Raw genomic sequence first — 13,230 nt, 5'->3', positions numbered from 1 at the left:
GTCAGAGGTTTCTTTGGCTGCGGCACGGGCCTGGCTGCGCCCGCCTCTAGCCGATGGCGGCGGCATGGGCAATATCGCAGGGATCGGGTGCCGCACCGTGCGGTCAATACATGGAGTCGCGATAGGCCTGTTCCAGACCGGCATCCAGACGCGCCATCTCGGCCGGGTCCTGCGGCGGGGCCGCGGTCTGATCGAGGATGATCCGTGTCAGGGTCGGCATCTGCGCCCGGTCCTGATGGTGCGCGGGGTCCCACAGCCGGGATCGGCGCAGGGCCTTGGCACAATGCAGAAAGACCTCATCGACGGTGACGGCGATGGCCAGCCTGGGGGCCCGGTCATTGACCGCCATCATCCGCAGCAGATTGGGATCTCGCGTCAGGGCGGCACGCCCGTTGACCCGCAGGGTCTCGTCAAAACCGGGGATCAGGAACAGCAGGCCGACGACCGGGTTGGCGATCAGATTCGACAGGCTGTCCAGCCGGTTGTTGCCGGGCCGGTCGGGAATCAGCAGCGTCTTGTCGTCCAGCACCGTGACGAAGCCTGGCGGATCGCCGCGCGGGCTGACATCGGCCATGCCGTCCGGTGTCTGCGTGCCGATGCACAGGAACGGCGCGCGGGCGATGAAATCGCGCGCATGGGGGTCCAGCCGGTCCAGGCATTTGCGCAGGGCCAGATCGTGGACCTTGGGGAACAGGGCGCGCAACGCGGCCTCGTCCCGGACCAGGAATTCCGGCTTCAGTCGGGTGTCGGTCATGGGTGTCTCCTTTGCTGGCGCGGGCCGGTGATGCGTCACGCCGGGTCTGCGCCGCGCGGACATGTTGACAAGCCCAAGGCGCCGTGACAAGCCCGACTGAATCTATAAGGTAATCGCGATGGCCTCGATCTTCCGCTCCGTTCTGCTGCAAGCCTGCCTGATCGCCGGTGCGACCGTCCCTGCGGGGGCCGAGACCGCGTTTCCCCTGACCATCGACCATGCCTTTGGCCAGACCGTGATCCCGGCGCGACCCGAGCGCGTGGCGACGGTGGCTTGGGCCAATCACGAGGTGCCGCTGGCCCTGGGCATCGTGCCGGTGGGCTTTGCCGCCGTGGGGTTCGGGGACGAGGATGGCGACGGCCTGCTGCCTTGGGTCAAGGCCCGCCTGGACGAGCTGGGCGCCGATGCCCCGCCGCTGTTCGACGAGGGCGACGGCATCGATTTCGAGGCGGTCGCCGCCAGCGCGCCGGACGTGATCCTGGCGGCCTATTCCGGGCTGAGCCAGGCCGATTACGACACGCTCAGCCAGATCGCGCCGGTCGTGGCCTATCCGGACGCCCCTTGGGCCACCGATTGGCGCCAGGTGATCACACTGAACGCCGCAGGCCTGGGTATGGCATCCGAGGGCGCGGCCCTGATCGCGGCGCTGGAGGCGCAGATCGCCGACACCGCCGCCGCGCATCCCGAGCTGGCCGGGACATCGGCCATGTTCATCACCCATCTGGACACCACCAACCTGAGCGTGATCCGGTTCTATTCAGCCAATGACACGCGGGTGAAGTTCTTTGCCGATCTGGGTCTGTCGATGCCGCAAAGCGTCCGCGACGCCACCCGGCCCGGCCAGTATTCCGGCGAAACCAGCGCCGAGCTGATCGACAGTTTCGACGATGTGGACATCTTCGTCTCCTATGGCGGGCCAGAGCTGCGGGCCGGGCTGATGGCCGATCCGCTGGTCGCGCATATGCCCGCGGTCGCCGCCGGGGCGCTGGTGATGCTGGGCAATGATGCCACGGGGACCGGGGCCAATCCGACGCCGCTGTCGATCCCCTGGGTGCTGGATGATTACGTCGGCCCGCTGGCCGAGGCAGCCCGCGCCGTCCGATGACCGCCCGCCCTACCCCCGTTCCGCGTGGCGCCATCCTGCTGGGCGCCCTGGCCGTGGTGTGCCTGCTGGCGGTCCTGTCCATCGCGGTCGGGACGCGGTCCCTTGGCTTGGCCGAGGTGCTGGGCGGGCTGGCCGGGCGCACCGAGACGATTGGCTAGGCCGCCGCCGGGCTGCGCGTCCCGCGCACGCTGCTGGCGGTGCTGGCCGGAGCGGCGCTTGGCCTGTCGGGGGCGATCCTGCAGGGGGTGACGCGCAACCCGCTGGCCGATCCCGGCATCCTGGGCATCAACAACGGCGCCGCGCTGGCGGTCGTCATCGGAATCGCGTGGTTCGGGATCGGCGCGGCGTCGAGCTATATCTGGCTGGCGATCCTGGGGGCAGGGCTGACGGCGGCCTTCGTCTATGCGGTCGGCTCGATCGGGCGGGGCGGGGCCACGCCGCTGAAGCTGGCGTTGGCGGGGGCTGCGACCTCGGTCGCGCTGTCGTCGCTGACCCTGGCGGTGGTGCTGCCGCGCGCGGATATCGCCGGGGGCGTGCAGTCGTGGCAGGTGGGCGGCGTGGGCGGCGCGACGCTGGACTGGACGCTGCTGGTGCTGCCGTTTCTGGGGGCGGGGCTGGTGCTGGCGCTGCTGTCGGCACGCAAGCTGAACCTTCTGGCCCTGGGCGACGACCTGGCCGCGGGCCTTGGGGAAAAGGTCGCGCTGGCGCGTGCGGGCGCCTCCCTGGGTGCGATCCTGCTGTGTGGGGCGGCGACGGCGGTTTGCGGGCCGATCGGCTTTGTCGGGCTGGTCGTGCCGCATGTCTGCCGGCTGCTGCTGGGGGTGGATCATCGCTGGCTGCTGCCGGCCTCGGCGGTGGGCGGGGCGGGGCTGCTGCTGGCCTCGGACATCACGGGCCGCATCCTGGCCCGCCCAAGCGAGCTGGAGGTCGGCATCGTCACCGCGCTGATCGGCGCGCCCGTGTTCATCTGGATCGTGCGCCGCCAGCGGCTGCGCGCGCTATGATCGCGACCCTTGCCACTCCGGGCCGCCACCGTCGGCTGGCCCACCGCCGCATCGTGATGCTGGCCTTGGCCGGGATGCTGGCGGGGCTGTTCGCGCTGACGCTGATGCTGGGGCAGAGCCTGACGCCGCCGGGCGATGTGCTGCGCGTGCTGGCGGGGCAGGACGTGCCCGGCGCCAGCTTTACGGTCGGGCAGCTGCGCCTGCCGCGGGCGGTGATCGCGACGCTGGCGGGGATGTGCCTGGGCCTGGGCGGCGCGGCCTTTCAGGTGATGCTGCGCAACCCGCTGGCCAGCCCCGACATCATCGGCGTCAGCGCCGGGGCCAGCGCGGCGGCGGTCTTTGCCATCGTCTTTCTGTCGGTCAGCGGTGCCAGCCTGTCGATCATCGCCATCGCGGCGGGGCTGGGGGTGGCGGCGCTGATCTATCTGCTGTCCTTTCGGGATGGGGTCAGCGGCGCGCGGCTGATCCTGGTCGGGATCGGAATCTCGGCGATGATCAACAGCTTCATCGCCTATGCGCTGGTCCGCGCCCCCGGCTGGAGCCTGCAGGAGGCGCTGCGCTGGCTGGGCGGCAGCGTGAATGCCGTGCGGATCGAACAGGCCGGACCGCTGCTGGCAGCCCTGGTGCTGTTCGGTGGCCTGGTGCTGTCGCGCAGCCGCGATCTGGAGACGCTGCGCATGGGCGACGACATGGCCGCGGCCCTGGGCGTGCGGGTCGGCGCGGTGCGGCTGTCGGTGATGATGGGCGCGGTCGGCATGATCGCCGTCGCCACCTCGGTCACCGGGCCGATCGCCTTTGTCGCGTTTCTGGCGGGCCCCATCGCGCTGCGGATCATCGGGCCGCATGGTTCCGTGCTGATCCCGGCGGCGCTGACCGGGGCGATCCTGGTGCTGGGGGGCGATTACGTGGGCCAGTTCCTGCTGCCCGCCCGCTATCCCGTGGGCGTCGTGACCGGGGCGCTTGGCGCGCCGTTCCTTATCTGGCTCATCATCCGCGCCAATCGTACCGGAGGGTCGCTGTGACCATCAACCACCGCCTGCAGGTGCAGGATCTGACCGCCGGTTACGGCGACCGCACCATCATCAAGGGACTGGGGATCGACCTGCTGCCCGGTCGCATCTCGGCCATCGTGGGGGCGAATGCCTGCGGAAAATCGACCCTGCTGCGGGTCATGGCGCGCCTGCTGCGCCCGCGCGGCGGGCAGGTCGCGCTGGACGGCGCGGCGATCCACGGCATGCCGACCCGGGCGCTGGCCCGCGTTCTGGGCCTGCTGCCGCAATCGCCCATCGCGCCCGAAGGCATCACCGTGGCCGATCTGGTCGGGCGCGGGCGGCATCCGCATCACGGCCTGATGTCGCGATGGGGCCCGGCGGACGACCATGCGGTCGCCACCGCGCTGGAGGCCACGCGGATCACCGATCTGGCCGACCGGACCGTGGACGAGCTGTCGGGCGGACAGCGCCAGCGCGCCTGGATCGCCATGGCGCTGGCGCAGGACACCGACCTGCTGCTGCTGGACGAGCCGACGACCTATCTGGACGTCGCCCACCAGATCGAGCTGTTGGACCTGCTGTGCGATCTGAACGCCCGGCGCGGCACGACCATCGTGATGGTGCTGCATGACCTGAACCTGGCGGCGCGCTATGCCGACCAGCTGATCGCGCTGAGGGCCGGGCGGGTGCATGCCCAGGACAGCCCGGACGCGGTCCTGACCGAGGCGACCATCGCCCAGGTCTTTGGCCTGTCCGCCCGGGTGATGCGCGACCCGGTGTCGGGCCGCCCGATGATGCTGCCGATCGGGCGTCACAGGCTGGCGGCCGAGTAGTTGACTGAATCTGTCGCTTTTCGGCAACGGCAGTGGAACTTTGATCCCCTTCGCTTGTCGCACGGGTCCGGCGGGCATAGAGCGCAGGAAGTCCGACTATTTCCATAAGGATTCGCCATGCCCTCCTCCCGTCATGCCAGCCGGCCTTGTCGCCGCGCGCTTTTGTCCTGCTGCGCCGCCATCGCCCTGCTATCGGCCCCGCCCGCGGCCCTGGCGCAGGAGGCCGAGGCGACCCGGCTCTCGCCGGTCATCCTGCTGCCCGGGATCACGCTGGACGTGTCGGGCGGCGATGACGATGCAGGCACTGTCGTCGCGCAGGAGATGGCGGTCGGCGGCAAGATCGCGACCAGCATCCTGGACACGCCCGCCTCCGTCTCGGTCATCACCCGCAAGGAGATCGAGCGCCGCGATGCCCGCACCCTGGAGGATGTGCTGCAATATTCCGCGGGCGCGATCAGCGACTATTACGGGACCGACGACCGCAATGACTATTTCCTGATCCGGGGGTTCCAGGCCTCGACCTATCGCGACGGGATCACCCTGGGGTCAATGCGCGGCATCCGCGAGGAACCCCTGGCCTATGACGGGTCGAGGTGATCCGCGGCGCCAATTCCACCCTGTTCGGGGTGGCCGATCCGGGCGGCTCGATCAACTTCGTGACCAAGCGCCCGCGGGGCGAGCGGATCGCCGATGTCTTTGCCACCGTCGGATCGCATGACCGCAAGGAGGTGGGCTTTGACGTGGGCGACGTGCTGACGCCCGACGCGACCCTGTCCTGGCGGCTGACCGGCAAGGTTCAGGATAGCGCCCGCGAATACGATTTCTCGCGCGATGACCGGCGCTTTCTGATGGGCGGCCTGACCTGGCAGCCAAGCGACGTGACCTCGGTCAGTCTGATCGTGGACCATCTGAAGCAGGATGCGACGCCGAATGGCGGCGGCTATCCGCGCTTTGGCGACTATGACCGCGGCCTGTTCCTGGGCGAGCCGGATTTCAACTATCTCAACGTCGACCGCACCACCGCCAGCGTCATCGTCGACCATGATTTCGGCGGCGGGCTGACCCTGCGGTCGAACCTGCGCTATAGCGACACGGCGGATGATTACGGCTATGTCTACATCGCGGGCGATGACGGGGTCTTTCCCGTCGGGCGCGGTTTCATCGCGACCGATGGCGCGGCCGACGAACGCGCGGGCCACGTCATTCTGCAATATGCCCGCCAGTTCGGACGCATCGACAGCAACACCCTGGCCGGGATCGAATATCGCGACGTGTCGTCGAACCAGACCTCGTATTTCGCGGGTGCCGCGCCGATCGACCCGCGCGATCCGGTCTATACCGGTGCGCCGGACAGCCTGGTGCCCTATCTGGACCAGCGCCGGGACAGCACGAACAAGGCCGTCTTTGCCCAGCAGAACCTGTCGCTAGACGACCGCTTCATCCTGACGGTCGGGGCCCGTCACGACCGCCTGACCCTGCGCGAGGCGGACCTGCTGGCCGCGACCGATCTGGATGACGACTATGCCGAGACCTCGGGCCGGGCGGCGTTGACCTGGAAGGTGACGCCCGATATCTCGACCTATGTCAGCTATGCCGAATCGGTGGCGCCGCCCGCCCTCGGGGTCGAGCCCGAGCGCGGCGACCAATACGAGTTGGGCGTGAAATACGCGCCCCAAGGCATGAACGCCCTGTTCAGCGCGGCGGTCTATGATCTGCGCAAGACCAACATCACGGTCGTCGACCCCGACACTTTTGATCGCTCCCTGGTCGGAGAGATCCGGGTGCGCGGCGTCGATATGGAGGCCAAGGCCGAGATCACCCCGGATCTGAGCCTGCTTGCGGCCTATTCCTACACCGACAGCCAGGTGCTGCGGTCGAACCCGGTCCGCGGCGTGGACATCGTCGGCAACGAGATGGGGTCGGTCCCCAATCACGCCGCCTCGGTCTGGGTGGATTATACGCTGGCCGGTGCGGGCGTACGGGGCGACATGACCTTTGGCCTGGGCGCGCGCTATACCGGCACGTATTTCTTTGCGACGCAGAACAACAACGGTCGCAGCCAGGCCGCGCTGCTGCTGGACGCCGCCTACAGCTATGCGATCACGGACAGCACGCAGCTGGCGGTGAACGTGCACAACCTGACGGATGAAAAGCACGTCGTCGGTCGCGGCAGCGCCGATTACTACAACCCCGGCCGCGAGGTCGCGCTGACCCTGCGCAGCCGATTCTGATGCAGGCTGGCCGGATGGTCAGCGTCCCCGGTGGCCCGCGATGGCAAAGCCCAGGACGCCGATGACCGGACCGGGGACCAGCAGCCAGACGGCGGCCGGTCCGATCCTCTGGAACAGCGCCATGGTCAGCGTGATCGAGGCCACGGTGATCGCAAATCCGACCGCGTTCTGGATGGCCAGAGAGGCTGCCACGGCATCGCGCGGGCAGGCCCGCGCCGACAGCGCCGAGAACTGGGGCGAATCCGCCACGACCAAGGCGCCCCAGACCAGCAGCAACCCCAGCAGCAGCGCCGGGGGCAGCCCCTGCCAGAACACGGCCACACCGACCGCGCAGGCCCCCGACAGGATCAGCGCCCCCAGGGCGACCCGTGCGCTGCCGATCACCGTCGCCAGACGGCCGCCCGCAAGGCAGCCCAGGGCGCCCGTCCCGATGATCAGGAAGGACAGCCCCGCCACCCCAAGCGCGGGATAGACCGCGGCCAGCCCCGTCGCACCGACCAGCAGCGGAACAAGGGTCCAGAAGGCATACAGCTCCCACATATGTCCGAAATAGCCCAGGGCGGCGGCGCGGAAGGCGGGCACGGCAAAGGCATCCATGACTGCCGGTCGGTGACGCGCGTCGGGCCTGCGCGCGCGGCGGGTGGGGCGGGGCAGGTGGGGGCCGTCGCCCAACCGGGCGATCAGCGCGGCGCCGATGATGGCCAGGCCCGACGATCCGGCGACCACCCAGTGCCAGGGCAGCGCCCCGGTCGTGGAGCGCAGCAGATGGGGCAGGGCGGTGCCAAGCGTCAGCATCGCCACCAGCAGGGCTAGCGACTGGCCGACCCGGTCCGGTGCCCAGCTGACGATCAGCTTCATCCCGATCGGATAGATCCCGGCCAGGGACAGGCCCACCAGAAAGCGGAAGGCCGCCCCGGTCACGACATCCTGGGCGATGAGGGCAAAGCCCAGGTTGAACGCCGCCCCCGCCAGCGCCGAGATCACAAAGATCACGCTGGCCGGAAATCGGTCCGCCAGCCCGCCAAGCGCCATGATCAGGGTGCCTGCGATGAACCCGATCTGAACGGCATTCGTCAGCATGCCGATATCCGCGACCGTCGCGCCCCAGGACAGCATCAGCCCCTCGGTCACGCTGTTCGCGCTGAACCACAGCGAGGTCCCGAACAGCTGGGCCAATGAGATCACCGCGACCGCCCCGGGACGATGGTGCTGCGACGGTGCGGTCATGGGCGGTCCTTTGCGGCGACGGCCCATCGTTTCAGCAAAACCGGCGACCGTCGAGCCTTGGTCGCGGTCATCGCGGCACAACCGTCATCGAGCCGTCGGTCTCCAGCATGACCCACAGGACCGCGTCGATGTCCGACTGTCCGCTTTGGCGCAAGGCGGCCTGGACCTCGTCTTGGGTGACGCGCTGTCGTCTCATGGCGTCGGGCAGATAGCGGCCCCGATGGACCAGCAGGGTTGGCTCTGCCTTGATCAGCCCCTGAAAGCGCGGCGACCGCACCGAGGCCCAGGTGATGGCGTATTGCAGGCATATCAGCAGGGCCACCGCCGCCACCCCCTCGGCCAGCGGGATGCCGTCGTCCAGCAGCACCGTCGACAGGGTCGACCCCAAGGCCACGGTCACGATCAGGTCAAAGGCGTTCATCTTGCTCAGCGTCCGCTTGCCCGAGACACGCAGCATCAGGATCAGCGCGGCATAGGCCAGCAGTCCGACCAGCGGGATGCGGATCAGGCTGGGCCAGCTGTCGAATAGGATCGGATCGGGCATGGTGCCTCCCTTCGGTGATCTGTCGGTGTGGCGGACTGGCCCTGCATCGCAGGCTGGCAGGCGGCAGACAAGGTGACCGCGCGCGGAGGCCATTTGCGGTGCGGGGCATCAGGAACGCATGGTTGTGTCGCCAGCGCCTTTCTCTGTGCGCGCAAGTAGCCGCCCCATGGCATCCCGCCGCTGGAGCGGGTCGTGCGGTGGGGTGACCGGGCGTGACCTCTGAGCCGCCCGGCCAGCGCGGGCCGGATTGCCGAAGGGGGCGTGGTCCTGACATGGCAGGCGGGGCAGGCGTCGGAACTGGACAGCCGCCGGATCGCCTCGGGGGCGCGGCCGGGCAGCGCCTTTCGCCCCGACGGCGCCGGGATGCTGGGGCCGGTGACAGCATCGGCGGCCTGAACCGGACACGCCGTGTCGCGGACCGGAGCGTCGTGCTGCATCACGAACGCGCTCTCTGGATTGGGGTGTCCAGGTGCGGGCAGAGGGGGTGCGGTCGATCATGACGGCATGGACATCCGGGGCTGCGGGGGCTGGTGTGGGTCAGGAATGCGGCCTTTCGCTGGAACGCTTGGATCGGCGGCGCAGGGAACGACTTTCGGAACGGATGGTTTCAGATCAACCGCACTCAAGGACCATGCTCATGCCCCACCGCCCGATACTGGTGTTCGATGTCAATGAAACGCTGCTGGATCTGGATCACCTGTGCCCGCTGTTTCACGACATCTTTGGCGACGGTTCTGTCATGCGGGAGTGGTTCGCACAGCTGATCCTTTATTCGCAGACCCTGACGATCAGCGGGCTTCGCAGCGATTTCGGCGCGCTTGCGGTCGCGGTCCTGCGCATGACCGGGGATATCCGCGGGGTTGCCATCTCGGAGGCGGAGGGCTGCGCGTTGCGCCACGCGATCGGGTCGATGCCCGCGCATCCCGACGCGGCCTGGGCGCTGGATCACCTGGCGCAGCAGGGGTTCCGCCTGGTGACGCTGACCAATTCGCCGCCGGCCAGGGGGCCCTCGGCGCTGGAGCGGGCGGGACTGGCGCCGTATGTCGAGGCCAGCTTCAGCGTGCAGCCCACCAACCGCTTCAAGCCCGCGCCGGAAACCTATCAGCAGGTTGCGGATGCGCTGGCGATGTCGCCGCGCGATCTGTGTCTGGTGGCCTGTCATGCGTGGGACACGATCGGGATGCAGGCGATGGGGGGGCTGGGCGCGCTGGTCACGCATGGGGTCAACGCCCCGCTGGTCCTGCCGGGCGTGCCGCACCCCGATGTGGTGGCCCCTGACCTTCGGACCCTGGCGCAGGCCATCGTCCAGCGGTGGGGCGGTCGATAGGACGCAATTCTGTCCCCGCGGCTTTTCGCGGGTCCGCAACCGGCGTGTCGAAACCGCCTCTTTCACCTGTCCGGTGACAAGGAGGGGCCGCTTCCGGCCCTGGGGCCGAACGGCCCGCTGGCACAGGATCAGGTGACGGTCTTCGGGCAGGTCGTGGATCTGGTCGGCGGTGCCGACGGCGGGGTTCCAGGACAAGCGTGACCGGCGGTTCGCGGCGCTGGCCGCGGCATCGTCTAAAGGGCGCGTTCGGCGCAGGGGGGCGGACAGGCTGGCACCGGTCGGCGCTGCTGGCCCCGGAGGGACCGCACACGCGGTCGTGATCCGGCTTCCGGCAAACCTCTGTAACAAACATGACTGCCGGTAGACTTGTCAGGGCGACACGGCCAAGGGACTGATGCGGATGGCCATAAGGAACGCAATGTGAAGAAACCCGTCTTGTTCATCGCTCTTGCGGGGCTTGTCGTGGCGGCGCTGTGGCTGCTGGCCGGTCAGGACATCGACCTGCAGAGCCTGCGCAACCGGTTGGCCGCGATCGGCACGGTCCAGCAGGACCGCCCGCTGCTGGTCGCGGGCCTGTTCCTGGTGGCCTATGTGGCGGTGACGGCGCTGTCCTTGCCCATCGCGGTCTGGCTGACGCTGGCGGGTGGGGCGCTGTTCGGGTTCTGGACGGGGCTGCTGATCGTGTCCTTTGCCTCGGCCATGGGCGCGACGCTGGCCTTTCTGGCGTCGCGCTATCTGCTGCGGGACTGGGTGCGCGCACGGTTGGGCGCGCGGGCCGAAGCGATCGAGGCGGGGCTTGCGCGGGACGGGGCGTTCTATCTGTTCTCGCTGCGGCTGATGCCGGTGGTGCCGTTCTTTGCGGTGAACCTGCTGATGGGGCTAACGCGGGTCCCGGCCTGGAGGTTCTATTGGGTCAGCCAGCTGGGGATGCTGGCGGGCACCGCGGTCTATGTGAATGCCGGCACGCAACTGGCGGGCCTGGACAGCCTGTCGGGCATTGTCTCTCCGCCGCTGCTGGCGTCATTCGCGCTGTTGGCGGTGTTCCCCTGGATCGCGCGTGCGGGGCTGGGCCTGTGGCGGCGGCGGCGCGTCTATGCGGGCTGGACCCGGCCCAAGCGGTTCGACCGCAATCTGGTGGTGATCGGGGCAGGCTCTGCGGGGCTGGTCTCGGCCTATCTCGCGGCGGCCACCAAGGCGCGCGTGACCCTGGTCGAGGCGGGCGCCATGGGCGGCGACTGCCTGAACTATGGATGCGTGCCGTCCAAGGCCCTGATCCGAAGCGCGACCCTGGCGCATCAGATGCGCCATGCCGGACAGTACGGCCTGACCGATACGCCGCCGGCCATTCCGTTCCGGTCCGTCATGGACCGCATCCACCGCATCATCGCCGACATCGCCCCGCATGACAGCGTCGAGCGCTATACCAAGCTGGGGGTCGAGGTGCTGCAGGGGCATGCGCGCCTGATCGACCCCTGGACGGTCGAGATCACCGATGCGGCGGGTGCACGGCAGCGCCTGACGACCCGCGCGGTGATCATCGCGACCGGCGCGCGGCCATCCCTGCCGCCGCTGCCGGGGCTGGATCTGGTCGATCCGCTGACCTCGGATACGCTGTGGACACGGCTGCAGGGGCAGGATCATGTGCCGCCGCGTCTGGTGGTGCTGGGCGGCGGGCCGATCGGCTGCGAGCTGGCGCAGGCCTTCGCGCGGCTTGGGTCCACCGTGACGCAGATCGAAATGGCGCCCCGGCTGATGATGCGCGAGGACGCGGACGCCGCGGCACTGGTGACGGCCGCGATGCAGGCCGATGGTGTGTCGGTCCTGACCGGTCACCGGGCCGTGGCCTGCGGTGTGGATCAGGGCGGCAAGTGGATCGAGGTCGATCATGACGGAGGCTCCCGCCGCATCGCGTTCGACCAGATCATCGTGGCCGTCGGTCGCAGCGCGCGTCTTGAGGGTTTCGGGCTGGAGGAGCTGGGCATCGCCAGCGACCGGACCATCGCCGTGAACGACTATCTGGAGACGCGATTCCCGAACATCCTGGCGGCGGGCGACGTCGCGGGGCCGTTCCAGTTCACCCATACCGCCTCGCATCAGGCCTGGTTCGCGTCGGTCAACGCGCTGTTCGGCACGTTCCGCAAGTTCAAGGCCGACTACCGGGTGATCCCCTGGGCAACTTTTACCGCGCCCGAACTGGCCCGCGTCGGCCTGTCCGAGGCCGAGGCCCGCGACCGGGGCATCGCGGTCGAGGTCACGCGCCATGACCTGGCGGGGCTGGACCGTGCCATCACCGACGGCGCGGCGCATGGTTTCGTCAAGGTCCTGACCGCTCCGGGCACGGACCGCATCCTGGGGGTGACCATCGTGGGCGATCACGCCGGCGATTTGATCGCCGAGTTTGTCCTGGCCATGAAGCACGGCCTGGGCCTGAACAAGATCCTGGGCACCATCCACATCTATCCGACCTGGGCCGAGGCGAACAAGGCCGTCGCCGGGACCTGGCGCCGGGCGCATGTGAACCCCCGCCTGCTGGCCATCGTCCAGCGGTTCCACGACTGGAGGCGCGGATGATCGACGCCCGTCTACAACCCCTGCAGCGCGCCGTCCTGCAACCCCCGGCGGCCTTGCTGGCAGCGCGCGGCGTCAGCGCCGATGCCATCAGCATCGTAGGGTTCGTGATCGGCCTGCTGGCCATTCCGGCGCTGGCATTCGGCTGGTGGACGGCGGCGTTCGTGCTGATCGCCGCGAACCGGATCATGGACGGGCTGGACGGGGCGGTCGCGCGCATCAACGGCCCGACCGACCGCGGCGCGTTTCTGGACATCGCGCTGGATTTCGTCTTCTACGCGCTGGTCCCCCTGGGCTTTGCGCTGCACGACCCGGCCGCGAACGCGTTGCCGGCGGCCGTCCTGATCGCCGCCTTTGTCGGCACCGGGTCGTCGTTTCTGGCCTTTGCCGCGATCGCCGCCAAGCGGGGTGACCGTGCCACGCGGTTTCGCACCAAGGGCATCTATTACCTGGGTGGATTGACCGAAGGGTTCGAGACCATCGTGCTGTTTCTGGCCATTTGCCTGTTTCCTGCGTCCTTTCCGACGTTGGCCTGGATCTTTGCCGCCGCCTGCGGCGTGACGACGATCCTACGCTGGCATCAGGGCTGGACCGCCTTTCGCTGATCCCCGAACGACCGGAGACGCCGATGAACCCCGCACTGCC

The 13,230-nt window shown here is 69.0% G+C and carries 14 protein-coding genes; 11 read left to right on the top strand and 3 right to left on the bottom strand.

Annotation, left to right across the window (positions count from 1 at the left end; translation table 11 throughout):
• Nucleotides 1-103 precede the first annotated feature (103 nt).
• On the bottom strand, nucleotides 104-754 hold the full coding sequence (locus tag FA740_RS06820) for a pyridoxamine 5'-phosphate oxidase family protein (RefSeq protein ID WP_136856029.1): 651 nt from the start codon (nucleotides 752-754) through the stop codon (nucleotides 104-106).
• Nucleotides 755-872: 118 nt separating this feature from the next.
• Between FA740_RS06820 and FA740_RS06815 the strand changes: the two genes are divergently transcribed.
• From FA740_RS06815 to FA740_RS06795, 7 genes are all read left to right on the top strand, one after another.
• Nucleotides 873-1,859 (top strand): iron-siderophore ABC transporter substrate-binding protein, encoded by a 987-nt coding sequence (locus tag FA740_RS06815; RefSeq protein WP_136856028.1) that lies wholly within the window; start codon nucleotides 873-875, stop codon nucleotides 1,857-1,859.
• Nucleotides 1,856-2,017 carry a hypothetical protein gene (locus FA740_RS20415; protein ID WP_338119659.1) on the top strand — a complete coding sequence of 54 codons (162 nt, stop codon included), beginning with the start codon at nucleotides 1,856-1,858 and terminating at the stop codon, nucleotides 2,015-2,017. Before FA740_RS06815 ends, FA740_RS20415 begins: the two co-directional genes overlap by 4 nt.
• A 39-nt stretch (nucleotides 2,018-2,056) precedes the next feature.
• Nucleotides 2,057-2,863: a FecCD family ABC transporter permease gene (locus FA740_RS06810; protein ID WP_420873133.1), complete on the top strand. Its 807-nt coding sequence runs from the start codon at nucleotides 2,057-2,059 to the stop codon at nucleotides 2,861-2,863.
• Nucleotides 2,860-3,885, top strand: a complete 1,026-nt coding sequence (locus tag FA740_RS06805; RefSeq protein ID WP_136856027.1) for a FecCD family ABC transporter permease — start codon at nucleotides 2,860-2,862, stop codon at nucleotides 3,883-3,885. Before FA740_RS06810 ends, FA740_RS06805 begins: the two co-directional genes overlap by 4 nt.
• A 2-nt stretch (nucleotides 3,886-3,887) precedes the next feature.
• Nucleotides 3,888-4,688, top strand: a complete 801-nt coding sequence (locus tag FA740_RS06800; RefSeq protein ID WP_420873136.1) for an ABC transporter ATP-binding protein — start codon at nucleotides 3,888-3,890, stop codon at nucleotides 4,686-4,688.
• A gap of 117 nt (nucleotides 4,689-4,805) precedes the next feature.
• A complete protein-coding gene (locus tag FA740_RS20015) occupies nucleotides 4,806-5,285 on the top strand; it encodes a TonB-dependent receptor plug domain-containing protein (RefSeq protein ID WP_246053498.1) in 480 nt (159 codons plus the stop codon).
• Nucleotides 5,282-6,919: a TonB-dependent receptor gene (locus tag FA740_RS06795; protein WP_246053497.1), complete on the top strand. Its 1,638-nt coding sequence runs from the start codon at nucleotides 5,282-5,284 to the stop codon at nucleotides 6,917-6,919. The genes FA740_RS20015 and FA740_RS06795 overlap by 4 nt, the downstream gene beginning before the upstream one ends.
• Before the next feature lie 18 nt (nucleotides 6,920-6,937).
• Here the strand turns inward: FA740_RS06795 and FA740_RS06790 are convergent, their stop codons facing one another.
• A complete protein-coding gene (locus FA740_RS06790; RefSeq protein WP_211243653.1) occupies nucleotides 6,938-8,146 on the bottom strand; it encodes an MFS transporter in 1,209 nt (402 codons plus the stop codon).
• A 67-nt stretch (nucleotides 8,147-8,213) separates the two neighbouring features.
• Nucleotides 8,214-8,690, bottom strand: a complete 477-nt coding sequence (locus FA740_RS06785; protein ID WP_136856024.1) for a DUF421 domain-containing protein — start codon at nucleotides 8,688-8,690, stop codon at nucleotides 8,214-8,216.
• A gap of 261 nt (nucleotides 8,691-8,951) precedes the next feature.
• Between FA740_RS06785 and FA740_RS20330 the strand changes: the two genes are divergently transcribed.
• From FA740_RS20330 to FA740_RS06770, 4 genes are all read left to right on the top strand, one after another.
• On the top strand, nucleotides 8,952-9,086 hold the full coding sequence (locus FA740_RS20330; RefSeq protein WP_277355193.1) for a hypothetical protein: 135 nt from the start codon (nucleotides 8,952-8,954) through the stop codon (nucleotides 9,084-9,086).
• Between the two features lie 241 nt (nucleotides 9,087-9,327).
• On the top strand, nucleotides 9,328-10,017 hold the full coding sequence (locus tag FA740_RS06780; RefSeq protein WP_246053496.1) for a haloacid dehalogenase type II: 690 nt from the start codon (nucleotides 9,328-9,330) through the stop codon (nucleotides 10,015-10,017).
• A 420-nt stretch (nucleotides 10,018-10,437) separates the two neighbouring features.
• Entirely contained in the window at nucleotides 10,438-12,588 is a 2,151-nt protein-coding gene (locus FA740_RS06775; protein WP_136856022.1) for an FAD-dependent oxidoreductase, read from the top strand.
• Entirely contained in the window at nucleotides 12,585-13,190 is a 606-nt protein-coding gene (locus FA740_RS06770; protein ID WP_136856021.1) for a CDP-alcohol phosphatidyltransferase family protein, read from the top strand. Before FA740_RS06775 ends, FA740_RS06770 begins: the two co-directional genes overlap by 4 nt.
• The last annotated feature ends 40 nt before the right edge of the window (nucleotides 13,191-13,230 follow it).

The organism is Paracoccus hibiscisoli (genome assembly GCF_005048265.1).
Lineage (GTDB): Bacteria > Pseudomonadota > Alphaproteobacteria > Rhodobacterales > Rhodobacteraceae > Paracoccus > Paracoccus hibiscisoli.
The sequence above is the reverse complement of the archived record's forward strand: the minus strand, read 5'-3'. Positions and strand labels throughout refer to the sequence as shown.